We start from the raw sequence: 21,989 nt of genomic DNA, 5'->3' as shown, positions 1-21,989 counted from the left end.
GCGCTCGTATGCTCGCGGCGTGCCGCCGTCTCGTCAGGGCTTCCTGTTCGGACTGACGGCGTACCTGCTGTGGGGCGTCTTCCCGCTCTACTTCCCGCTCCTCGAGCCGGCCGGCGCGGTGGAGATCCTGGCGCACCGCATCCTCTGGTCGCTCGGGATCAGCGCTCTGCTCGTCCTCGGCCTGGGCAGGACGCGGCAGTTCCGTGCCCTGTTCGGCGACCGGCGGGTGTTCCTCCTGCTGTGCCTGGCGGCGGTGGTCATCACGTCCAACTGGGGCACCTACATCTACGGCGTCACCTCCGGCCGGGTCGTGGAGACGTCGCTGGGGTACTTCATCAACCCTCTGGTCACCGTGCTGATGGGCGTGCTGCTCCTGGGCGAGCGGCTCCGGCCCCTTCAGTGGCTGGCCATCGCGGTCGGCGCGCTGGCCTGCGTCGTGCTCACCGTCGACTACGGCCACCCCCCGTGGATCGCGCTGGTCCTCGCGTTCTCGTTCGGCACCTACGGGCTGGCCAAGAAGCAGGCCGGCGCGGAGGCCATCGAGAGCATGGCGCTGGAGACGATGCTGCTGGCTCCCTTCGCCGCGGCGTACCTCGGATGGCTCGTGGCACGGGGAGACTCGACGTTCGGGACCGAGGGCCCGGGCCACGCCCTCCTGCTCGCGACCACCGGACTGGTCACGGCCGTGCCCCTCATGTGCTTCGGCGCCGCGGCCATCCGGGTGTCGATGGTGACGCTCGGCCTCATGCAGTACCTGGCCCCGATCCTCCAGTTCTTCCTGGGCATCGTGTACTTCCACGAGGAGATGTCCGGTGGCCGGTGGGCCGGCTTCGGACTGGTGTGGGTGGCGCTGGCGATCTTCACCGTGGAGTCGATCCGGCACCGGCGCCGGGTGTTCCGACTGACCGTGGAGGCGGCGTCGGTCTGACACGATGACCGCGTGCCGACGTACCTGTCCTACGACCTCGCGGAGCTCGCGTACCGGGAGGAAGGCGCCGGCCTGCCCGTGCTCGTCATCCCGGGAGGACCGGCCCGCGACGCGGCGTACCTCGGCGACCTGAGCCCGCTCGCGTCGCTGCTCAGCCGCAAGCTCGTCATCCCGGACCTGCGCGGCACCGGAGCGTCGCAGCCGGACACCGACCCCGACAGCCATCGCGCGGACCGGCTCGCCGCGGACGTGGCCACCCTGGTCGACCACCTGCGGATGGCGCCGCTCGAGGTGCTGGCCCACTCGGCCGGCGCCAACGTCGCGTTGCTGCTCGCCGAACGGCGGCCCGACCTCGTCTCGCGGCTGGTCCTCGTCACGCCGGGCACCCGCCTGCTGGACCTCGGGCCCGAGGAGAGCGAGTGGGACGACGCGCTCGAGCGCCGGGCCGGCGAGCCCTGGTACGACGAGGTCCGGGCCGCCCTCGAGGCCGAGGAGCCGACGCCGGAGCAGGAGCTGCTGGGCGAGGCGCTCTTCTACGGCCGCTGGGACGCCCAGGCCCGGGCCCACGCCGCCTCCGACGGACCGCAGCGCAACCCGGAGGCCACGCGGTGGTTCCACGAGGGCGCCTACGACCCCGAGCGGTCGAGGACGACCCTGGCGCAGTCCAAGGTCCCGGTGCGCATCATCCTGGGCGAGCTCGACCCCTGGCCGAACGCCCGGGCCGGCGAGGAGCTGGCCGCGCTGTTCCCCGACGCGAAGGTGACGGTGTTGCCCGGCGCCGGTCACTTCCCTTGGCTCGACGACCCCGGCCGGTACGCGCTGGCCGTGCGTGAGGCCCTGCACGACTGAGGCGTGCTCGCGTTCGTCTGAGGTGCCCTTAGTCGCGCGCGACGTGCCGCCCGACGTCGAGGACAGTGACTTCGACCGATGTGCAGCCCCCTGCCTCAGGCGGAGCGTGGTGGTCACCGCAGCACCCGACCACCACCAGGAGCCCGAGATGAACAGCTACCACCACGAGACGATCGCCCGCCAGCGCATGGACGAGGCCGCCCGCGCCGCCCGCACGGCGTACATGTTCCAGCAGGGTGGCACCCGCCCCCGGCGCTGGTCGTTCCCCAAGGTCACCTTCCCTTCCCGGCCGCGCCCCAGGCTCACCCCTCGCCCGGTGTGACGCCTGCGCCGGATTAGGGAGTTCTGCCGATGCCGTACGGCGGTCCGTGGCGGGACAGTGGTCTCGTGCAGGACGACTCCCCCGCGCTCTTCGGGCGCGACCGCGAGCTGGCCGAGGCCGGGCAGGCCCTCGAACGCGCCCAGGACGGCACCGCGCAGGTGTTGCTGGTCGGCGGCGACGCCGGCATCGGCAAGACGACGCTGACGTCCGTGATCGCCGACGGAGCCCAGGCACGCGGCTTCACCGTCCTGACCGGGCACTGTCTCGACGTCGACCACGGCGCCGCGCTGCAGCCGGTGCGCGAGGCGCTGCGAGGCCTGGTGGCCGATCGAGCGGACGACGACCTGCCGCCCGCGACCCGACGACTGGCCCCCTTCCTCCGGGGTGGGCCGGAGACCGCGGCCCTCGACGACCTCGGGCTGGTCATCGCCGAGGCGGCCTCGGCGGCACCGGTGATGCTGGTCCTGGAGGACCTGCACTGGGCGGACCGTTCCACGCAGGACCTCGCGATCGCGTTGGCACACACGGCCGAGGGCAGGATCTGCGCGGTCCTCACCTTCCGGTCCGACGAGCTGACCCGGCGGCACCCGTGGCGGCAGGCGGCGCTGGACATCGGCCGCGGCGCGGGCACGCACCGGCTCGAGCTCGGGCCTCTCGACCGAGACGCGATCGGGGCGATCGTCCAGGCGCGTACGGGCCGCCGCGACCAGGCCCTCGTCGGCGCGCTGCTCGCCCGGTCAGAGGGCAACCCGCTGTACGCCGAGGAGCTGATCGCCGCCGGCGAGGACCGGGTGCCGGGTCCGCTCAGCGACCTGCTGCTCGCTCGCGTCGAGGCGCTCTCGGCGCCGACGCGCGACGTCCTGCGCACGGCCTCGGCGCACGGCAGCCGACTCCACCTGGCTCTGCTCGGCGAGGTGACCGGGCTGGCCCCCGGCGAGCTCGACGACCGCCTGCGCGAGGCCACCGACGCCCAGGTGCTGCGTGCCGCCGGCGACCACGTCGACTTCCGGCACGGTCTGCTGCGTGAGGCCGTGTACGACGACCTCCTCCCGGGCGAGCGCACGCGCACCCACGCGGCCTGTGCGGCGGGTCTCGAACGACTCGTCGGCGACCGGGCCACGCCGGCGGAGCTGGGGATGCTGGCCTTCCACTGGTACGCCGCCCACGACATCCCTCGCGCGTACTCGGCCGCCGTCCGTGCCGGTGTCGCGGCCAGGGCCCGGGGTGGTCCGGAGGCCATCGCCCTCCTCGACCGCGCCCTGGAGCTCTACGACCAGGTGCCGCACGACGACCCCGACGAGCCACACAAGGCCGACCTGGTGCGACTGCTGGCCGACGCGTGCCGCACCAACGCCGAGCCGGAGCGGGCCAACCAGCTCATGGCGGAGGCGCTCGACCTCGTCGCGGACCGTGTGGACCCGCGGTTGGCGGCGCGCGTGTGCACGTCGTACGCCACCTCCTGCGAGGAGCTGGACGGGTACCCGACGCACGCCGAGGCGCTCGAGGTGGCGGTGCGCCTGGTCGACGGCGAGCCGTCGGCGGAGCTGGCCCTGGCGCTGGCCGCGACAGCCGACCACCTTCTCCGGTTCTCGCGCTTCCGCGACGCGGTCGCGATGGCCGAGCGCGCCGTGGCCGCCGCGGCCGACGTCGGGGAGCTCCCCGATGTCGACGCGAGCGCCTGGCAGACGCTGGCCTGGTCGGAGTTCTCGATGGGACGGATGGGCGCCTCGGTCACGGCGTTCGGGCGCGCGGCACGGGCGGCCGTCCGGGCCGGCAACGTGGCGGAGGCCGGGTACGACGACATCGGCCTCGCCTACGTGCTCGGCGGGGGCGTCGACGTGGAGCGGGGACTGGCGCTCGCCGACGAGGCCGCCGCGCGGGCCCGCGGCCAGGGGCTGCCGCTCATCGCGCTGCGCACCGGTGGCATGAAGGTCCTCGCGCTGCTCACGGCCGGCCGTCTCGACGAAGCAGGCCTGCTGGTGGCCGAGCTCGTCGAGCAGGGGATGCATCCGCAGTCGCTCTTCCTGTTGCGGGCCCGGTCGCGCCTGCTCGTGCTGCAGGGGCGGCTGGACGCGGCGCTGACGCATGCGCGTGAGCAGCTGGCCGTCAACCAGACCATCGCCAAGCACCCCGACGCCGACGAGATCGATCTGCTCGTCGGCATGTTGCTGGCCAACGACCTGGTGGACGAGGCGAGGTCGGTCGCCGTCGAGTACGCCGAGCTGTACTCCGCCGGCGACAGCCCGCTGGCCCACGCCACGATGGCGAAGGCGCTCTACGCGGTGGCCCTGGCCGGCGGCAGCGACGACGCCGACCTGGCCGCGACCGCCGACGCCCTGCTCGCGCGAGCCCTGCACGACGTACCTCCCGACGCGACGACCCATTGGGACGCGCTCGACCTGGTGGTCGCGCCGGCCCTGCAACGGGAGGTACGGGGCGAGCCGGCCGCGGACGCCTGGGCGGCGGCGTACGACGCGGCCGTCGGCGTGGGCGCCGGTGCCGCCCTGCCCGTCCGGCTCGGACTGGTGCGCGCCCTGCTGGCCGAGGGACGACGCGACGAGGCCCGGACGGTCCTGCCGGAGCTCTGGGAGGAAGCCGCCGCCATCGGCGCGGGTGGCGTCGCGGCCGAGGCGCTCAGGCTCGGACGCCGGCACCGGATCCCGGTCGGCGACGCGCACACCTCGAGCCCGCTCGACGTGCTGACGGGGCGCGAGCGCGAGGTGCTCGACGTGCTGGCGACCGGCGCGACCAACCGCGCGATCGCGGAGCGGCTGTTCATCAGCGAGAAGACGGTGAGCGTGCACGTCACCAACCTGCTGGCCAAGCTCGGCGTCACCAACCGCACCGAGGCGGCCGCCCTGGCGCGAGATCTGGGATTCCTGCCGATGTGAGGGGTGACCCCTTAGGCGAAGAGTCGGAGACATCAGGAACCGACCCAGGAGGCCACCATGAACGACTACTCGCCCACCCCGCGCATCGCCTGGACCCACCAGCCCGTCGCCCGCCGGCGTACGACGCGCACCCACCGCCCGCTGTCGTGGCCGGCCTGGCTGCCGCGGCTCGCGCCCCGGGACGTCGCCGACGCGCCTCGGCTGAGGATGAGCGCCACGCCGACCGGCGGTGCGTGAGTGTCGGTTTCACCCGGGCGGCGGTGAGTGGTGGTCGATTGCACGGCCGGAAACCGACCTCATCCACCGCCAGCCGGGAAGAACCGACCCTCCCTCACCGCCAGACGGGCAGCAGCGAGCGCCGGTCAGGTGACGCGGGTCGCGACCAGGTCCGCGAAGCCCTCGAGGGCGTGGCGCACCGGGCCCTCGGGGAGCGCGGCCAGCAGCGCCTTGGCCTCGGCGGCCCGCGCCATCACGTAGCTGCGCGCCTCGTCCATCGCCGGGTGCGCCCGCAGCAGCGCCAGCGCCTCGGCGTGCGGGGCGTCCTCGGTGAGGTCGGAGGCGAGCAGCTCGAGCAGCCGCTGGTCCTCGGGCCGCGCGGAGGCCCGGGCCATCAGCACCGGCAGGGTGGGCACGCCCTCGCGCAGGTCGGTGCCCGGGGTCTTGCCCGAGACGCCGGCGTCCGAGGCCACGTCGAGGATGTCGTCGGAGAGCTGGAAGGCGGTGCCGACGACCTCGCCGTACGTCGTCAGCGCGCGCGTCACCTCGGGGGACGCGCCGCCGAACATGGCGCCGTACGTCGCGGACGTGGCGATCAGGGAGCCCGTCTTGCCCGCGACCACGTCCAGGTAGTGCTCGAGCGGGTCCTCATCGGGCCCGGGCTCGAGCGTCTCGAGGATCTGGCCCTCGACCAGCTTGGTGAACGTCTGCGCCTGGATGCGCACCGCGTCCGGGCCCAGCTCGGCGGTGAGCTCGGAGGACTTCGAGAACAGGAAGTCGCCGGTGAGGATCGCGACGTGGTTGTCCCAGCGCGCGTTGGCCGACGCGGAGCCGCGGCGCAGCTCGGCCTCGTCCATCACGTCGTCGTGGTAGAGCGACGCCAGGTGGGTCAGCTCGACCACGCACGCCGCGGTGATGACGTCGTCGACCTCGGGGTGGTCGCCGCACTCGGCGGCCACCAGCACGAGCAGCGGCCGGAACCGCTTGCCGCCGGCCTCCATCAGGTGGCTGGCCGCCTCGGTCACGAACCCGGCGCGGCTGCGCACGTGCCCGGTCAGCGCCTTCTCGACCTCGGCCAACCGGACCTGGAGACGTGCGGACAGCCGCTCGTCGAGGACCGGGAACGCGAGCCCGGACCCGCCACCAGCCCCCTTGTCAGTGGTCACCTGAGGAATTGTCCCGCAACCCCGGCGAGGTTCAGAACCGGGCCGGGGATGATGCCGAGCACGAGCGTCGCCGCCGCACCCACGGCGATGGTCGCCGAGGTCATCACCGACGGGTGCACGACGTACGCCGCCACACCCGGCTCCGGGTCACGGAAGAACATCACCACGATCACGTAGACGTAGATGTAGGCGGCGATCATGCTGCTGATCACGCCGACGATCACGACCGGCCACGCGCCCGAGGACATGGCGACCTCGAAGACAGCCCACTTGCCGATGAACCCGGACGTCAGCGGGATGCCGGCGAGGCCGAGCAGGAACAGGGCGAACACGCCCGCCACCAGGGGCGAGTGCTTGCCGAGGCCCGCCCAGCGGTTCAGCGCGCTCTGCTCGCCGGCCGAGTCGCGCACGAGCGAGACGACCGCGAAGGCGCCGAGTGCCGAGACGCCGTAGGTGACGAGGTAGAAGAGCACGGCCTGCATCGAGGTGAGCTGGCCCTTGCTGAGCTCGCCGGCGCTCTGCACGCCGAGCACGCCGGTGAGCAGGAAGCCGGTGTGGGCGATGGCGGAGTACGCCAGCATGCGCTTGACGTCGCGCTGGGTCACCGCGAGCACCGCGCCGACGAGCATGCTGAGGATCGCGACGACCCACATCATGGGCTGCCAGCTCCAGCGGTCCGCGCCGAAGGCGACGTAGAAGAGCCGCATGATCGCGCCGAACGCCGCCGTCTTGGTGGCCGCCGACATGAACGCCGTCACGGCGGTCGGGGCGCCCTGGTAGACGTCCGGGGTCCAGGCCTGGAACGGCGCGGCGCCGACCTTGAAGAGCAGGCCGACGGCCAGCATGCCGAGGCCGATCAGCATCAGCGTCTGGTTGGAGGCGTCGTTGCGGACGGCCTCGTTGATGTCTCCGAGGTTCATGGAGCCGGCGAAGCCGTAGGTCAGCGCGACGCCGTACAGGAAGAAGCCGGAGGAGAAGGCGCCGAGCACGAAGTACTTGAGCGCGGCCTCCTGGCTGAGCAGGCGGCGACGTCGGGCGAGGCCGCACAGGAGGTACAGCGGCAGGGAGAGCACCTCGAGCGCGACGAACATGGTGATCAGGTCCCCGGAGGCCGGGAACAGCATCATGCCCATCACGGCGAACAGCAGCAGCGGGTAGACCTCGGTGTGGTCCAGGCCCGCGGCCCGGCGCTCGGCCTCGGTGCCCGGCAGCGCGGCGGCCTGGCCGGCGAACGCCGACACCCCGCCCTCGAGCCGGCGCTCGGCGAACAGCAGGCAGCCGCCCAGCGCGAAGACGAGGATCAGGCCCCACAGGAAGACGCTCGGGCCGTCGACGACGACGGTGCCCATCGAGCCGACGATGCCGCGCGCACCGGCACCTGTACTGGCGTCGCCGTGCTCCTTGAGCTTGTAGGCGACCGCGATCGTGGCGGCCATGGTCAGCAGGACCCCGCCGATGGCGAGCGACGCCTGCACCAGGAAGCGGTGCTTGCGCGGCACGAAGGCCTCGACCAGCACGCCGAGGCAGGCGATCGCGAAGACGACGAGCAGCGGCGCGAGGTAGCTGTACTCGATCGTGGGCTTGGTGAAGTCGGTCATCAGTGAGACGCCTCCTCGGCAGGCACGGTCGGGCTGGGATCGTGCACGCCCACGTTGTCGAGGATGGTCGTGGTCGCGGGGTTGATCACGTCGAGCAGCGGGGCCGGGTAGAAGCCGAAGAGCACCAGCGCCACCAGCAGGGGTGCGAGCGCCCCGACCTCACGCCGGTCGAGGTCCCTGACCGGCTCGACGCCGGTGATGCCCGGGCCGGTGAAGGTCCGCTGGTACATCCACAGGACGTACCAGGCGGCCAGCACGATGGACGTGACGGCGATGGCGCCGACCCACCAGTGGTGCTGGAAGGCGGCGATGATCACCAGGATCTCGGAGACGAACTGCGACAGGCCCGGCAGTCCGAGGACCGCCAGGCCGGCGACGAGGAAGACGCCCGCCAGCACCGGGGCGGACTTCTCCACGCCGGTGATCGCGGAGATCGAGGCCGTGCCCTTGCGCTTCACGAGGTACCCGGCGGCCAGGAACAGCGCGGCCGTCGCGATGCCGTGGTTGACCATGTAGAGGATCGAGCCGGACGTGCCCTGGCTGGTGAACACGAAGATGCCGAGCACGATGAAGCCGAAGTGGCTCAGCGAGGTGAGGCCGATCAGCCGCAGCATGTCGTCCTGACCGATCGCGACCAGCGCGCCGTACACGATCGAGATCAGCGCGATCGTCACCACGAACGGCGTGGCCCACTGCGATGCGTCGGGGAACAGCCCGAGGCAGTAGCGCAGCATCGCGTAGGTGCCGATCTTGTCGAGGATGCACACCAGCAGGACGCTCGTGCCGGGCGTGGCCTGCTCGGTCGCGTCGGCCAGCCAGGTGTGCACCGGGAAGAGCGGTGCCTTGACCGCGAAGGCGAAGAAGAAGCCCATGAACAGCCACTTCTGGGTGTCCGGGTCGATGGTGATCTGCGAGAGCTCGCTCAGCAGGTACGTCGGGTGGCCGGCGTCGGCGGAGACGGCGTAGAGCCCGACGACCGCCGCCAGCATGACCAGGCCGCCGGCGAGCTGGAAGATCAGGAACTTCACCGCGGCCCGCGAGCGGCGCTCGCGGCCGAAGCCGCCGATCAGGAAGTAGCCGGGGACCAGCGAGGCCTCGAAGAGGACGTAGAAGAGGAACACGTCGGTGGCGGCGAAGACGCCGATCGACGCGGCCTCCAGGGCCAGTGCCCAGGCGAAGAACGCCTTGGTGTTGCCGTTGTCCGCGTCGTACCACGAGGCACCGATGACGACCGGCACGAGCACGACGGTGAGCAGCACCATGACCAGGCCCATGCCGTCGATCCCGAGGGCGTAGTGGGCGCCGAAGACGTTGATCCACTCATGGGTCTCGGTGAACTGGAAGCCGCCGGCCTTGTCGTACTGGGTCGCCATGACGCCGGCGAGCACGAGCGTGAGCAGCGAGAAGCCCAGCGAGATCTGCTTGGGACGGGCCCGGTCGCCCTCGTAGGGCATGGCCGCAGTGACCACCGCGCCGACGATCGGCACGAGGACCAGGACGGTCAGCCAGGGGAAGTCGTTCACGACAGGTTCACCGCCAGGAGGGCGAGCACCACGAGCAGGGCGCCGCCGAGGAGGGACAGGGCGTAGGAGCGGACGTAGCCGTTCTGCGCGCGGCGCAGGATCAGGCCGAGGCCGCCGATGCCGGCCGAGCCACCCTCGACCACGCCGTCGACGCCGACCTTGTCGATCGACGTCAGGCTGCGCACCAGCGCGCCGCCGGGCAGCACGACGAGGGTGTCGTTGATGGCGTCGCCGTACAGGTCCTGGCGCGCGGCCCGCGTCGCGAACGACACGTCGGTCGGTGCCGTGCGAGGCACGTCGCGCTTGCCGACGAGGAACCACGCGGTGGCCACTCCCGCCGCCACCACGGCGACGACGATGAGGGTCACCGCGATCGCCGGGATCGGCGGCTCCTCGTGGGCGGCCGTGCCGGTGACCGGGGCGAGGAAGTCGACGATCCAGTCACCCAGCAGCATCACGCCGCCGAGGACCGAGAGCGCCGCGAGCACGATCAGCGGCACCGTCATCACCTGGGGGGACTCGTGCGGGTGCACGCCCTTCTCCCAGCGCTTCTCGGTGAAGAACGTCATCAGCATCAGCCGCGTCATGTAGAACGCCGTGATGCCGGCACCGAGGATCGCCAGCACGCCGACCACCCAGTTGTCGGCCAGCGCGGTCTCGATGATCTTGTCCTTCGACCAGAAGCCGGAGAAGCCGGGGAACCCAATGATCGCCAGGTAACCCATCGCGAACGTCAGGAACGTGACCGGCATGGCCTTGTCCAGCGCACCGTAGTGGCGCATGTCGACGTCGTCGTCCATGCCGTGCATGACCGAGCCGGCGCCGAGGAACATGTTGGCCTTGAAGAAGCCGTGGGTCAGCAGGTGGAAGATCGCGAAGGCGTACCCCGCGACGCCGAGACCGGCGCCGAGCATCATGTAGCCGATCTGGCTCATCGTGGAACCGGCCAGCGCCTTCTTGATGTCGTCCTTCGCGCACCCGATGATCGCGCCCCACAGCAGCGTGACCACGGCGACGATCACCACGACCGTCTGGGCGTGCGGCGCGAGCTCGAAGATGAAGTTGCTCCGGACGATGAGGTAGACGCCCGCGGTCACCATCGTCGCCGCGTGGATCAGCGCCGACACCGGGGTCGGGCCCTCCATCGCGTCCAGCAGCCAGGACTGCAGCGGCACCTGGGCGGACTTGCCGCACGCGGCGAGCAGGAGCAGCAGGCCGAGGACGGTCAGCGTGGTCTCCGAGGCGCCGGCGGCGTTCTCGCTGATCACGCTGAAGTCGGTCGACCCGAACGTCGCGAACATGAGCGCGACGCCCAGCGACAGGCCGATGTCGCCGACGCGGTTGACGATGAAGGCCTTCTTGGCCGCGGCCGCCGCGGAGTGCTTGTGCTGCCAGAAGCCGATGAGGAGGTACGACGCGAGGCCGACGCCCTCCCAGCCGAGGAACAGCCCGAGGAAGTTGCCCGACAGGACCAGCATGAGCATCGCGGCGACGAACAGGTTGAGGTAGCCGAAGAAGCGGCGGCGCCGGGCGTCGTGCTCCATGTAGCCGATGGAGTAGATGTGGATCAGCGAGCCGACGCCGGTGATGAGCAGGAGGAACAGCGCCGACAGCGGGTCGTAGAGCAGGTCGAAGCCGACCTTGAGCCCGCCCACCTCGAACCAGTTCCACAGGTGCTGCGACACCTGGCGGTCGCCCTCGTCACGGCCGAGGAGCTGGAGGAACAGCAGCAGGCTGACGAGGAACGACCCGACGGGCAGCAGGGCGCCGAGCAGGTGGCCCCACTTGTCGACGGCGCCGCGGGTGAACGGCGCGACGGCCAGCAGCACCAGGGCGCCGAGCGCGGGCAGGGCGACGACCAGCCAGAGCAGGCCGAACGCGCCGTCCGCGGACGAAGGGTCGACGACCGGGATGGCGCCGCCTTCATGCCCGGCGAACAGCTGGGGCAACAGCTGGGGGAACATCATTCGCCTCTCAGAACTTCAGCAGGCTCGCGTCGTCGACCGAGGCCGACCGACGGGTGCGGAAGATGGTCATGATGATGGCCAGGCCGACCACGACCTCGGCGGCCGCCACGACCATCACGAAGAACGCCGCCACCTGGCCGTCGAGGTTGCCGTGCTGCTTGGCGAACGCGACGAGGGCGAGGTTCGAGGCATTGAGCATCAGCTCCACGCACATGAACACGACCAGCGCGTTGCGCCGCGTCAGCACCCCGACGCAGCCGATGGTGAACAGGATCCCGGACAGGACGACGTACTGGGTCATGTCAGGTCCTCCTGGTCGGTGACGGGCCGCTCGCCGGCCAGCTGGCGCTCGACGCCCTGAACGTCGTCGGCCATGGCGGGCGCGGACCGCACGGTGCCGCGGGCCGCGAGCACCCGCGAGACCGACGCCTCGGCGGCGGTGCCGTCGGGCAGCAGGGCCGGGGTGTCGACGGCGTTGTGCCGGGCGTACACGCCCGGCGGCGGCAGGGCACCGAGGTGCAGGCCGTGCTCGGCGTAGTCGCGGACCCGCTGGTTGGCCAGGTCGGTCTGCGACGGCTTGGGCACCAGGCGCTCGCGGTGGGCGAGCACCATCGCGCCGACGGCGGCGGTGATGAGCAGGGCGCTGGTGGTCTCGAAGGCGAACACGTAGCGGGAGAAGAGGATGTCCGCGACGGCCTGCACGTTGCCGCCCTTGTTGGCCTCGTCGAGGCCGACGACGGTGCCGAGCGTGAGCTGGCTGAGGGCGACGACGAGGACGACCCCGAGCACCAGGCCGCCGAGGATCGCCAGGACCCGCTGCCCCTTGATCGTCTCCACGACCGAGTCGGAGGCGTCGACGCCGACGAGCATCACGACGAAGAGGAACAGCATCAGGATCGCGCCGGTGTAGACGATGATCTGCACCGCGAACAGGAACGGCGCGTCGAGGACGGCGTACAGCATGGCCAGGCTGATCATCACCACGGCCAGCAGCAGTGCGGCGTGCACGGCCTTGCGGACGAACAGGATGCCGAGGGCCGCGAGAACCATGATCGGCGCGAGGATCCAGAAGGTCACGACTGGACCTCCTCGGGCGCCTGGTCGCTGTTCTGGGCCATGAACTCGCCGCGGTAGTAGGCGCCCTCGTCGTCGCCGAGACGCATCGGGTGCGGCGGCTGCTCCATGCCGGGCAGCAGCGGGGCGAGCAGGTCGGACTTCTCGTAGATGAGCTCGGCGCGGCTGCTGTCGGCCAGCTCGTACTCGTTGGTCATCGTCAGCGCGCGGGTCGGGCAGGCCTCGATGCACAGGCCGCACAGGATGCAGCGCAGGTAGTTGATCTGGTAGACGCGGCCATACCGCTCACCGGGGCTGTAGCGCTCGTCGTCGGTGTTCGACGCACCCTCGACGTAGATCGCGTCGGCCGGGCACGCCCAGGCGCAGAGCTCGCACCCGATGCACTTCTCCAGGCCGTCGGGCCAGCGGTTGAGCTGGTGACGGCCGTGGAAGCGCGGCGCGGTGGGCAGCTTCTCGAACGGGTACTGCTCGGTGACGACCTTCTTGAACATCGTCCGGAAGGTCACCCCGAACCCGGCGACCGGGTCCCAGAACTGCTCCTTGAGGGTCCTCCCCTGGGACTTGTCGTCAGCCATCGATGCGCTCCTCCATCGTGACGCCATCGCCACTGGTCGAGTCCCCCGCGACGGTCGCCGGCACCGGGTGGTCCGCCGGCCGGCCGAACTCCAGCGGTGCGGCCGCGCCGCGCACCGCGCCTCCGGTCGGCATCGCCGGCACCGGGAAGGCCCCGGCTCGCACCTGGTGGGCCTCGGCGTCCGCCGCGGCGCCCGCGTCGGCACGCTTCTCCTCGTCCTCGCCCACGAAGAACAACGCGAGGAACAGCAGGGCGAGCACGCCGATGCCGATCAGCAGGTACTTGCGGTCGATCTGGCCCTCGAGCGAGATCGAGCGGATCGTGCCGACGGCCAGGATCCACACCAGCGACACGGGGATCAGCCGCTTCCAGCCGAACGCCATGAACTGGTCGTAGCGCAGTCGCGGCAGCGTGCCGCGCAGCCAGATGAACACGAAGATGAAGAACAGGACCTTGCCGAAGAACCACAGCACCGGCCAGTAGCCCTGGTTCGCACCCTCCCAGACCTTGTCGATCCAGAACGGCGCGTGCCAGCCGCCGAGGAACAGCGTCGTGGCCAGCGCGGAGACGGTGGCCATGTTGATGTACTCGGCCAGGAAGAACAGGGCGAACTTCAGCGAGGAGTACTCGGTGTGGAAGCCGCCGACCAGCTCGCCCTCGGCCTCCGGGAGGTCGAACGGCGCGCGGTTGGTCTCGCCGATCATCGAGATCGTGTAGATCGCGAACGACGGCAGCAGGATCAGCCCGAACCACAGGTCGTCCTGCGCGGCCACGATCTCGGAGGTCGACATCGAGCCGGCGTACAGGAACACGGCGACCAGCGCGAGGCCCATCGCGACCTCGTAGGAGATCATCTGCGCGCTGGACCGCAGACCGCCGAGCAGGGAGTACGTCGAGCCGCTGGACCAGCCGCCGAGGACGATGCCGTAGATGCCGATCGAGGCGATGGCCATCACGAACAGGACAGCCACGGGCATGTCGGTCAGCTGCAGGGGCGTGCGGTGGCCGAAGAAGTTCACGACCGGTCCGAAGGGGATCACCGAGAACGTCACGAACGCCGGCACCGTCGCGATGACGGGGGCCAGGGTGAAGACGACCTTGTCGGCCGCGGTCGGGGTGATGTCCTCCTTGAGCGCCAGCTTCACACCGTCGGCCAGCGACTGCAGCAGCCCGAACGGGCCGTGCACGTTGGGGCCGATGCGGTGCTGCATCCGGGCCACCACCCGGCGCTCCCACCAGATGTTGAAGAGCGTGAGCAGCACGAGCACGAGGAAGATCAGCACGACCTTGATGAGGATCACCCACCACGGGTCGTGGCCGAAGTCCTTCACGGTCGGGCCGTCGATCGTCAGGGGGACGAGGCCCACCATGGCTGCGCTCACTCCTGGGCTCCCTTCAGGGTGACGGTGCTGCCGGGCAGGCCGACCTCGGCGAGCAGGCCGCGGCCGAAGGAGTTGCCGGGCAGCCAGACCACGTCGTCGGCGATGTCGGCCACGACGGCCGGCACGGTGACCGAGCCCCGGTCACCGGTGACCGTGACCGCCGGCCCGAGGGCGTCGTACACGGTGGCGCTGACGCGAGCGACGGGCATGCGGGCGGTGGCGCGGAGGTTGTCGTCGCCGTCCTGCATGGTGCCGAGGTCGAGGAGCTGCTTCCAGGAGGCCAGCGTGATGCCGGGGTCCGACACGTCGTGGGCCTGGACGCGGTCCAGCGACGCGCGGTCGCCGTCCCAGGGGCCCATCTCCTCCATCTGCGTGCGCGCCTCGGCGACCGTGCGGAACCCCAGCGACGTGCCGAGCTCCTCGGCGATGCCGGCCAGCACCCGCAGGTCGGGCAGCGACGTCGGCGAGGAGAAGATCGCGTCGAAGGTGCGCGGGCGGCCCTCCCACGTGACGAACATGCCCGCCTTGTCGGTGACCGGCGCGACGGGGAACACCACGTCGGCGACCTCCGTCACGGCGGACTCGCGCAGCTCCAGCGACACGACGAACGACGCGCGGTCGAGCGCCGCCCGGAACGCCGCCGGGTCGGCGGTGTCGTCGGGGTCCACGCCGCCGACGACCAGGCCGTGCAGGTCGCCGGCGTTGACGGCCGCCACGATCGCGTCGGCGTCACGGCCGGCGGTCTCGGGCAGCGAGTCGACGCCCCAGGCGGTGGCCGCGTCGACGCGAGCGGCGGCATCGGCGACGGGCCGGCCGCCGGGCAGCAGGTTGGGCAGGCACCCGGTCTCCACGGCGCCTCGGTCGCCCGCGCGTCGCGGCACCCAGGCCAGCTTGGCGCCGGTCTTGGCGGCCACCTCGGCGGCCGCGCTGAGCGCGCCGGGCGAGGTGGCCAGCCGCTCGCCGACCAGGATCACCGACGTGCCGTCGATGCCGTAGTCGGCGTGGCCGAGCAGGTCCTGCAGGGCCAGCGCCTCGCGGCCCGGCCGGGTGGCGACGAGCTGGCCGTCGAGCTTCTGCAGTCCGCGCGAGGCGAACGGCGCGATCGAGACGACGCGGGTGTGGCCCTTGCGGGTGGCCTTGCGCAGACGCAGGAAGATCGCCCCGGCCTCGTCCTCGGGCTCCAGACCCACCAGCACGACGGTCGCGGCGGCCTCGAGGTCGCCGTACGTCGCGCCCTGCCTGAGCACGACGTCGGAGGCGAGGAACGCCGTCTCCTCGGTCGACAGCGGCCGGGAGCGGAAGTCGATGTCGTTGGTGCCGAGGGCGACGCGGGCGAACTTGCTGTAGGCGTAGCCGTCCTCGGCGGTGATCCGGCCGCCGGTCAGCACGGCGGACGCGCCCGCGTCGGCCAGGCCGCGCGCCGCGACCGCGAAGGCCTCCGGCCACGACGCGGGACGCAGCGACCCGTCCTCGTCACGGACGCGGGGATAGGTGATGCGGTCGGGCGCCGTCGCGTAGTGGAACGCGAACCGGTCCTTGTCGGTGATCCACTCCTCGTTGACCTCGGGGTCGTTGCCCGCGAGTCGGCGCATCACCTTGCCGCGACGGTGGTCGACGCGGATCGCCGAGCCGCACGCGTCGTGCTCGGCGACCGACGGGGTGGAGACCAGGTCGAAGGGCCGCGAGCGGAAGCGGTACTCCGCGGAGGTGAGCGCACCGACCGGGCAGATCTGGATCGTGTTGCCCGAGAAGTAGGACTCGAACGGCTCCTTCTCGTAGATCCCGACCTGCTGGAGCGCGCCACGCTCGATCAGCGCGATGAACGGGTCGCCGGCGATCTCCTCGGAGAAGCGGGTGCAGCGGGCGCAGAGCACGCAGCGCTCACGATCCAGCAGGACCTGGGCCGAGATGTTGATCGGCTTGGGGTAGGTGCGCTTGACGCCGCCGGTCGCGGAGAAGCGGGACTCGCCGCGCCCGTTGGACATCGCCTGGTTCTGCAGCGGGCACTCGCCGCCCTTGTCGCAGACCGGGCAGTCCAGCGGGTGGTTGATGAGCAGGAACTCCATGATCCCCTGCTGCGCCTTGTCGGCGACCGGGGACGTGGCCTGGGTGTTGACCACCATGCCCTCGGCGACGGGCAGCGTGCAGGACGCCTGCGGCTTGGGGAACGGCCGGCCGTTGCCGGCGTCCGGGATGTCCACCAGGCACTGCCGGCACGCACCGACCGGCGCGAGCAGCGGGTGGTCGCAGAACCTCGGGATCTGGACGCCGACCTGCTCGGCCGCGCGGATCACGAGGGTGTCCTTGGGGACGGAGACCGCGATGCCGTCGACGGTGAGGTTGACGAGGTCGGTCTTCTCGGGGGCCTGCGTCATACGAGGGCTCCTGAGGTCGCGAAGAGGGTCGAGGCGGCGGGGTCGAACGGGCAGCCGCCGTTGGTGAGGTGCGCGACGTACTCGTCGCGGAAGTACTTGATCGAGCTCTGGATCGGGGCGACGGCGCCGTCGGCCAATGCGCAGAACGAGCGGCCGGCGATGTTGTCGCACTGGTCGAGCAGCAGCTCGAGGTCCTCCTCCGAGCCGACGCCCTGCTCCAGCTTGGCGAGCACCTGGACGAGCCACCACGTGCCCTCGCGGCACGGCGTGCACTTGCCGCAGGACTCGTGCTTGTAGAACTCCGTCCACCGCAGCGCGGCCCGGACCACGCACGTCGTCTCGTCGAAGATCTGCAGGGCGCGGGTGCCGAGCATCGAGCCGGCACCGCCGACGCCCTCGAAGTCCAGCGGGATGTCGAGGTGCTCGTCGGTGAGCAGCGGCGTCGAGGAGCCGCCCGGAGTCCAGAACTTCAGCTGGTGGCCCTCGCGGATGCCGCCGGCAAGGTCGATCAGCTCGCGCAGCGTGATGCCGAGCGGCGCCTCGAACTGGCCGGGGTTCGCCACGTGGCCCGACAGCGAGAAGATGCCGAAGCCCTTGGACTTCTCGGTGCCCATCGAGGCGAACCACCGGTGGCCGTGCTCGATGATGCTCGGGACCGACGCGATCGACTCGACGTTGTTGATGACGGTCGGGCTGGCGTAGAGGCCGGCGACGGCCGGGAAGGGCGGCCGCAGCCGCGGTTGCCCGCGTCGGCCCTCGAGGCCCTCGAGCAGCGCCGTCTCCTCGCCGCAGATGTAGGCGCCGGCGCCGGCGTGCACGACGACGTCGAGGTCGTAGCCGGAGCCGTGGATGTCCTGGCCGAGGTGCCCGGCGGCGTACGCCTCGGCGACCGCGGCCTGCACGCGGCGGATGACGTGCAGCACCTCGCCACGGATGTAGATGAAGGCCTTGTTCGCGCGGATCGCGAACGAGCTGATGATGACGCCCTCCACGAGCACGTGGGGGTTGGCCATCATCAGTGGGATGTCCTTGCAGGTGCCCGGCTCGGACTCGTCGGCGTTGACGACGAGGTACTTGGGCTTCGGGTTGTCCTGCGGGATGAAGGACCACTTCATGCCGGTCGGGAAGCCCGCGCCGCCACGCCCGCGCAAGCCGGATTCCTTGACCGCCTCGATGATCGAGTCGGGCGCCATGCCCAGCGCCTTCTTCAGCGCGCCGTAGCCACCGCGGGACTCGTACGACGGGAGGGTCCAGGCCCGCTCGACGTCCCAGTTGTCGGTGAGGACGGGGGTCAGGGTGTCCGTCACTGCTTCTCCTCCGCGGACTCGCTGGTCGAGGAAGGCGCGCCAGCGCCTGTCACGAGACCCGGTGAGCTGTCCGGGGCCTTCCAGTCGTTCTCGCGCGCGATGCCGAGACCGACCAGCGAGGCCGGCCCCGCGGTCGGGCCCTCGTCGGCCAGGCCGTCGGGGAAGCCGGCCAGCACGCGCTCGGCCTGGCGCCAGGTGACGATGCGCGGTCCCCGGGTGGAGCGCACCTCGGCTCCCGAGCGCAGGTCGTCGACGAGCCGGGTGGCCTTCTCGGGCGTCATGTTGTCCATGAACTCCCAGTTGACCGTCATCACCGGGGCGTAGTCGCAGGCGGCGTTGCACTCGATGTGCTCCAGCGTGACCTTGCCGTCGGCCGTGGTCTCGTCGTTGCCGACGTCGAGGTGGTCCTTGAGGCGGGAGAAGATGGCGTCGCCGCCCATCACCGCGCACAGCGTGTTGGTGCAGACCCCGACGTGGTAGTCGCCGACGGGACGGCGCTTGTACATCGTGTAGAACGTCGCCACGCCGCTGACGTCGGCGGCGCTGATGCCGAGGATGTCGGCGCAGGCCTCGATGCCCTCCGGAGTGATCCGGCCGTGCGCGGACTGCACGAGGTGCAGCATCGGCAGCAGGCCCGAGCGGGGCTCGGGGTACCTCGCCGCGATCTGCTGCAGCTCGGCGTACGTCTTGTCGTCGACTGCCCGATCGTTAGCCTGCGTCACCTGTCGACGCCTCCCATCACGGGGTCGATGCTGGCGATGGCCACGATCACGTCGGCGACCATGCCGCCCTCGCTCATCACGCTGGTGGCCTGGAGGTTGGTGAACGACGGGTCGCGGAAGTGCGCCCGGAACGGGCGGGTGCCGCCGTCGGAGACGACGTGCGCGCCGAGCTCGCCGCGCGGCGACTCGACCGGCACGTAGGCCTGGCCGGCCGGCACCCGGAAGCCCTCGGTCACCAGCTTGAAGTGGTGGATCAGCGCCTCCATCGACTCGCCCATGATGTGGCGGATGTGGTCGAGGGAGTTGCCCATGCCGTCGCTGCCGATGGCCAGCTGCGAGGGCCAGGCGATCTTCTTGTCGGCGACCATGACCGGCGCGCCCTCGAGCTGGCCCAGCCGCGCCGCGGCCTGCTCGACGATGCGCAGGGACTCCCACATCTCGTTCAGACGCACGCGGAAGCGGCCGTAGGAGTCGCAGGTGTCCCAGGTCTGGACGTCGAACTCGTAGTCCTCGTAGCCGCTGTAGGGCTGGGTCTTGCGCAGGTCCCAGCCGTAGCCGGTGCTGCGCAGGACCGGTCCGGTCATGCCGAGCGCCAGGCAGCCCTCGAGGTCGAGGTGGCCGACGCCCTCGAGGCGGCCCTTGAAGATCGGGTTGGCGTTGCAGAGGGCGGCGTACTCGGGGAGTCGCTTCTTCATCAGCTGGATGAAGTTCTTGATCTCATCCAGCGCCCCGCGGGGCAGGTCCTGGGCGACACCGCCGGGGCGGATGAACGCGTGGTTCATGCGCAGGCCGGTGATCAGCTCGAAGAGGTCGAGCACGAGCTCGCGCTCGCGGAACCCGATCGTCATCACCGTCAGGGCGCCGATCTCCATGCCGCCGGTGGCGATGCAGACCAGGTGCGAGGAGATGCGGTTCAGCTCCATGAGCAGGACCCGCATGACCTGGGCCTTCTCGGGGATGTCGTCCTCGATGCCGAGCAGCCGCTCGACGCCGAGCACGTAGGTCATCTCGTTGTAGAACGGGCTCAGGTAGTCCATCCGCGTGCAGAACGTGACGCCCTGCACCCAGGAGCGGTACTCCATGTTCTTCTCGATGCCGGTGTGCAGGTAGCCGATGCCGCAGCGGGCCTCGGTCACCGTCTCGCCCTCGAGCTCGAGGATCAGCCGGAGCACACCGTGCGTCGACGGGTGCTGCGGGCCCATGTTCACGACGACGCGCTCGTCGGCGACGCCCTCGTCGCTCAGGCCCTGGGTGATGGAGTCCCAGTCCTGGCCGGTGACGGTGAAGACCTTGCCCTCGGCGGTCTCCGCGCCGGGGCCGGCGTACACGTCCTGCGTCATGAGTACGACCTCCGCTCGTCGGGCGGCGGGATGGTTCCGCCCTTGTACTCGACCGGGATGCCGCCGAGTGGGTAATCCTTGCGCTGGGGGTGGCCGGGCCAGTCGTCGGGCATCAGGATGCGGGTGAGCGCCGGGTGGCCGTCGAAGACGATCCCGAACATGTCGAAGGTCTCGCGCTCGTGCCAGTCGTTGGTGGGGTAGGTGTCCACGATGCTCGGGATGTGCGGGTCGTCGTCCGGGGCGGTGACCTCGACGCGGATGCGACGGTTGTAGGTCATCGAGAGCAGGTGGTAGACCGCGTGCAGCTCGCGGCCGGTGTCGCCGGGGTAGTGCACACCGCTGACGCCGGAGCAGAGCTCGAAGCGCAGCGCCGGGTCGTCGCGGAGGGTGCGCGCGACGACGGGCAGGTCCTCGCGGCGTACGTGGAAGGTGATCTCGCCGCGGTCGATCACGACCCGGTCCACGTCGATCGTCGACTCGAGCGCGTCGGCCACCTCGTCGTACCACCCGCCGAACGGCCGCTGGGCCGCGCCGGGCAGGACGACGGGGGCGACGAGGCCGCCGTACCCCGAGGTGTCGCCGGTGCCGTGCGCGCCGAACATCCCGCGGCGTACGCCGACGGCCTGCTCCACCTGGGAGTCGGACCGGACGACGTCGGTGGACGGGTCCTGGGTCTTGGCCTCCGGCACCTGCGGCGCCTTCTCGTCACTCATCGCAGCAGGCCCTTCAGCTCGCTGGTCGGCAGTGCCTTGAGCGCGTTGGCCTCCAGCTCCTGGATCTGCTTGGCGCGGTTGGGGCCGAGCTTGCCGTGCTGCACCTGGTCGTGCAGCTTGAGGATCGCGTCGATGAGCATCTCGGGGCGGGGCGGGCAGCCGGGCAGGTACATGTCGACGGGGACGACGTGGTCGACGCCCTGCACGACGGCGTAGTTGTTGAACATGCCGCCGGAGCTCGCGCACACGCCCATCGCCAGCACCCACTTGGGCTCGGCCATCTGGTCGTAGATCTGGCGCAGGACCGGGGCCATCTTCTGGCTGACGCGGCCGGCCACGATCATCAGGTCGGCCTGGCGCGGGCTGGCGCGGAAGACCTCCATGCCGAAGCGGGCCAGGTCGTACTTGGGGCCGCCGGACGTCATCATCTCGATCGCGCAGCAGGCGAGGCCGAACGTCGCCGGCCAGAAGGACGCCTTGCGCATGTAGCCGGCGACGCCCTCGACGGTCGTCAGGAGGACGCCGGAGGGCAGCTTCTCTTCAAGACCCATCTGTCAGTCCCGCCCGTCAGTCCCAGTCCAGGCCGCCGCGGCGCCACACGTAGACGTAGGCGACGAACACGGTGGCGATGAAGACGACCATCTCGGCCAGCCCGAAGAACTTCATGGCGTCGAAGCGGACGGCCCACGGGTAGAGGAAGACGATCTCGATGTCGAAGACGATGAACAGCATCGCGGTGATGAAGTACTTCACCGGGAACCGCCCGCCGCCCACGGGCTGCGGCGTCGGCTCGATGCCGCACTCATAGGAGTCGAGCTTCGCCCGGTTGTAGCGCTTCGGTCCCGTCAGCGAGCTGACGACCACGGAGAACACCGCGAATCCGGTCGCCAGGAGGGCCAGCGCCAGGATCGGCGTGTACAGCTCCATGCCCTGCAGTCCTTCCACCAGCCTCAGCGGCTGCCCCGGTTGTGATCCCGGTCACGAGATTGTGACCTTGTGAACGGGTTCACGAGCAGCGCCGCGGCACAGTCTAGGACCCTCG

20 protein-coding genes are annotated in these 21,989 nt (G+C 70.9%); 5 read left to right on the top strand and 15 right to left on the bottom strand.

Features of this window, described 5'->3' with window-relative positions; all coding sequences use genetic code 11:
• The first annotated feature begins 19 nt into the window (after window positions 1–19).
• The 5 genes from rarD to ISU07_RS05395 all read left to right on the top strand — a co-directional run bounded on the left by rarD (window position 20) and on the right by ISU07_RS05395 (window position 5,227).
• Complete coding sequence (rarD, locus tag ISU07_RS23830) at window positions 20–928, top strand: EamA family transporter RarD (RefSeq protein ID WP_323742442.1); 909 nt, start codon at window positions 20–22, stop codon at window positions 926–928.
• A 12-nt stretch (window positions 929–940) separates the two neighbouring features.
• Window positions 941–1,777: an alpha/beta fold hydrolase gene (locus ISU07_RS05410; protein ID WP_194705650.1), complete on the top strand. Its 837-nt coding sequence runs from the start codon at window positions 941–943 to the stop codon at window positions 1,775–1,777.
• Between the two features lie 109 nt (window positions 1,778–1,886).
• Entirely contained in the window at window positions 1,887–2,099 is a 213-nt protein-coding gene (locus ISU07_RS05405) for a hypothetical protein (RefSeq protein ID WP_194705649.1), read from the top strand.
• 65 nt (window positions 2,100–2,164) lie between these two features.
• Window positions 2,165–4,990, top strand: a complete 2,826-nt coding sequence (locus ISU07_RS05400; RefSeq protein ID WP_194705648.1) for a helix-turn-helix transcriptional regulator — start codon at window positions 2,165–2,167, stop codon at window positions 4,988–4,990.
• A gap of 57 nt (window positions 4,991–5,047) precedes the next feature.
• The gene (locus ISU07_RS05395) at window positions 5,048–5,227 is read left to right on the top strand and encodes a hypothetical protein (RefSeq protein ID WP_194705647.1); all 180 of its coding nucleotides are present in this window, start codon (window positions 5,048–5,050) and stop codon (window positions 5,225–5,227) included.
• A 125-nt stretch (window positions 5,228–5,352) separates the two neighbouring features.
• Here ISU07_RS05395 and ISU07_RS05390 read toward each other — a convergent pair whose 3' ends face one another.
• From ISU07_RS05390 to ISU07_RS05320, 15 genes are read right to left on the bottom strand one after another with little or no spacing between them, the layout of a single operon-like run.
• Window positions 5,353–6,372, bottom strand: coding sequence for a polyprenyl synthetase family protein (locus tag ISU07_RS05390; RefSeq protein ID WP_194705646.1), 1,020 nt, complete (start codon window positions 6,370–6,372; stop codon window positions 5,353–5,355).
• Entirely contained in the window at window positions 6,369–7,970 is a 1,602-nt protein-coding gene (gene nuoN, locus ISU07_RS05385; RefSeq protein WP_194705645.1) for an NADH-quinone oxidoreductase subunit NuoN, read from the bottom strand. The genes ISU07_RS05390 and nuoN overlap by 4 nt, the downstream gene beginning before the upstream one ends.
• Complete coding sequence (locus ISU07_RS05380) at window positions 7,970–9,493, bottom strand: NADH-quinone oxidoreductase subunit M (protein WP_194705644.1); 1,524 nt, start codon at window positions 9,491–9,493, stop codon at window positions 7,970–7,972. Before ISU07_RS05380 ends, nuoN begins: the two co-directional genes overlap by 1 nt.
• Entirely contained in the window at window positions 9,490–11,457 is a 1,968-nt protein-coding gene (gene nuoL / locus ISU07_RS05375; protein WP_194705643.1) for an NADH-quinone oxidoreductase subunit L, read from the bottom strand. The genes ISU07_RS05380 and nuoL overlap by 4 nt, the downstream gene beginning before the upstream one ends.
• A gap of 10 nt (window positions 11,458–11,467) precedes the next feature.
• Window positions 11,468–11,761: an NADH-quinone oxidoreductase subunit NuoK gene (gene nuoK / locus ISU07_RS05370; RefSeq protein WP_194705642.1), complete on the bottom strand. Its 294-nt coding sequence runs from the start codon at window positions 11,759–11,761 to the stop codon at window positions 11,468–11,470.
• On the bottom strand, window positions 11,758–12,510 hold the full coding sequence (locus ISU07_RS05365; RefSeq protein WP_194705774.1) for an NADH-quinone oxidoreductase subunit J: 753 nt from the start codon (window positions 12,508–12,510) through the stop codon (window positions 11,758–11,760). Before ISU07_RS05365 ends, nuoK begins: the two co-directional genes overlap by 4 nt.
• 23 nt (window positions 12,511–12,533) lie before the next feature.
• Entirely contained in the window at window positions 12,534–13,109 is a 576-nt protein-coding gene (nuoI, locus tag ISU07_RS05360) for an NADH-quinone oxidoreductase subunit NuoI (RefSeq protein WP_194705641.1), read from the bottom strand.
• The gene (gene nuoH / locus ISU07_RS05355; RefSeq protein ID WP_194705773.1) at window positions 13,102–14,478 is read right to left on the bottom strand and encodes an NADH-quinone oxidoreductase subunit NuoH; all 1,377 of its coding nucleotides are present in this window, start codon (window positions 14,476–14,478) and stop codon (window positions 13,102–13,104) included. Before nuoH ends, nuoI begins: the two co-directional genes overlap by 8 nt.
• Before the next feature lie 8 nt (window positions 14,479–14,486).
• Complete coding sequence (locus ISU07_RS05350) at window positions 14,487–16,865, bottom strand: NADH-quinone oxidoreductase subunit G (protein ID WP_194705640.1); 2,379 nt, start codon at window positions 16,863–16,865, stop codon at window positions 14,487–14,489.
• Window positions 16,862–18,172 carry an NADH-quinone oxidoreductase subunit NuoF gene (nuoF, locus tag ISU07_RS05345; RefSeq protein ID WP_194705639.1) on the bottom strand — a complete coding sequence of 437 codons (1,311 nt, stop codon included), beginning with the start codon at window positions 18,170–18,172 and terminating at the stop codon, window positions 16,862–16,864. The genes ISU07_RS05350 and nuoF overlap by 4 nt, the downstream gene beginning before the upstream one ends.
• Complete coding sequence (gene nuoE / locus ISU07_RS05340) at window positions 18,169–18,894, bottom strand: NADH-quinone oxidoreductase subunit NuoE (protein WP_194705638.1); 726 nt, start codon at window positions 18,892–18,894, stop codon at window positions 18,169–18,171. The genes nuoF and nuoE overlap by 4 nt, the downstream gene beginning before the upstream one ends.
• On the bottom strand, window positions 18,891–20,234 hold the full coding sequence (locus ISU07_RS05335; protein ID WP_194705637.1) for an NADH-quinone oxidoreductase subunit D: 1,344 nt from the start codon (window positions 20,232–20,234) through the stop codon (window positions 18,891–18,893). Before ISU07_RS05335 ends, nuoE begins: the two co-directional genes overlap by 4 nt.
• Window positions 20,231–20,947 (bottom strand): NADH-quinone oxidoreductase subunit C, encoded by a 717-nt coding sequence (locus ISU07_RS05330; protein ID WP_194705636.1) that lies wholly within the window; start codon window positions 20,945–20,947, stop codon window positions 20,231–20,233. The genes ISU07_RS05335 and ISU07_RS05330 overlap by 4 nt, the downstream gene beginning before the upstream one ends.
• Window positions 20,944–21,498 (bottom strand): NuoB/complex I 20 kDa subunit family protein, encoded by a 555-nt coding sequence (locus ISU07_RS05325; RefSeq protein ID WP_194705635.1) that lies wholly within the window; start codon window positions 21,496–21,498, stop codon window positions 20,944–20,946. Before ISU07_RS05325 ends, ISU07_RS05330 begins: the two co-directional genes overlap by 4 nt.
• Window positions 21,499–21,514: 16 nt before the next feature.
• A complete protein-coding gene (locus ISU07_RS05320; RefSeq protein ID WP_194705634.1) occupies window positions 21,515–21,874 on the bottom strand; it encodes an NADH-quinone oxidoreductase subunit A in 360 nt (119 codons plus the stop codon).
• Between the last annotated feature and the right edge of the window lie 115 nt (window positions 21,875–21,989).

It is taken from the genome of Nocardioides islandensis (assembly GCF_015352455.1).
Lineage (GTDB): Bacteria > Actinomycetota > Actinomycetes > Propionibacteriales > Nocardioidaceae > Nocardioides > Nocardioides islandensis.
This window is presented reverse-complemented; position numbering and strand designations above follow the sequence as displayed.

What these genes read in the sequence shown, in the direction of transcription:
- nuoK (WP_194705642.1), bottom strand. Translation starts at nt 11,761, where the DNA reads ATGACCCAGTACGTCGTCCTGTCCGGGATCCTGTTCACCATCGGCTGC.
- ISU07_RS05365 (WP_194705774.1), bottom strand. Translation starts at nt 12,510, where the DNA reads ATGGTTCTCGCGGCCCTCGGCATCCTGTTCGTCCGCAAGGCCGTGCAC.
- ISU07_RS05335 (WP_194705637.1), bottom strand. Translation starts at nt 20,234, where the DNA reads ATGACGCAGGACGTGTACGCCGGCCCCGGCGCGGAGACCGCCGAGGGC.
- nuoI (WP_194705641.1), bottom strand. Translation starts at nt 13,109, where the DNA reads ATGGCTGACGACAAGTCCCAGGGGAGGACCCTCAAGGAGCAGTTCTGG.
- ISU07_RS05320 (WP_194705634.1), bottom strand. Translation starts at nt 21,874, where the DNA reads ATGGAGCTGTACACGCCGATCCTGGCGCTGGCCCTCCTGGCGACCGGA.
- nuoL (WP_194705643.1), bottom strand. Translation starts at nt 11,457, where the DNA reads ATGTTCCCCCAGCTGTTGCCCCAGCTGTTCGCCGGGCATGAAGGCGGC.
- ISU07_RS05350 (WP_194705640.1), bottom strand. Translation starts at nt 16,865, where the DNA reads ATGACGCAGGCCCCCGAGAAGACCGACCTCGTCAACCTCACCGTCGAC.
- ISU07_RS05330 (WP_194705636.1), bottom strand. Translation starts at nt 20,947, where the DNA reads ATGAGTGACGAGAAGGCGCCGCAGGTGCCGGAGGCCAAGACCCAGGAC.
- nuoN (WP_194705645.1), bottom strand. Translation starts at nt 7,970, where the DNA reads ATGACCGACTTCACCAAGCCCACGATCGAGTACAGCTACCTCGCGCCG.
- nuoH (WP_194705773.1), bottom strand. Translation starts at nt 14,478, where the DNA reads ATGGTGGGCCTCGTCCCCCTGACGATCGACGGCCCGACCGTGAAGGAC.
- ISU07_RS05395 (WP_194705647.1), top strand. Translation starts at nt 5,048, where the DNA reads ATGAACGACTACTCGCCCACCCCGCGCATCGCCTGGACCCACCAGCCC.
- ISU07_RS05325 (WP_194705635.1), bottom strand. Translation starts at nt 21,498, where the DNA reads ATGGGTCTTGAAGAGAAGCTGCCCTCCGGCGTCCTCCTGACGACCGTC.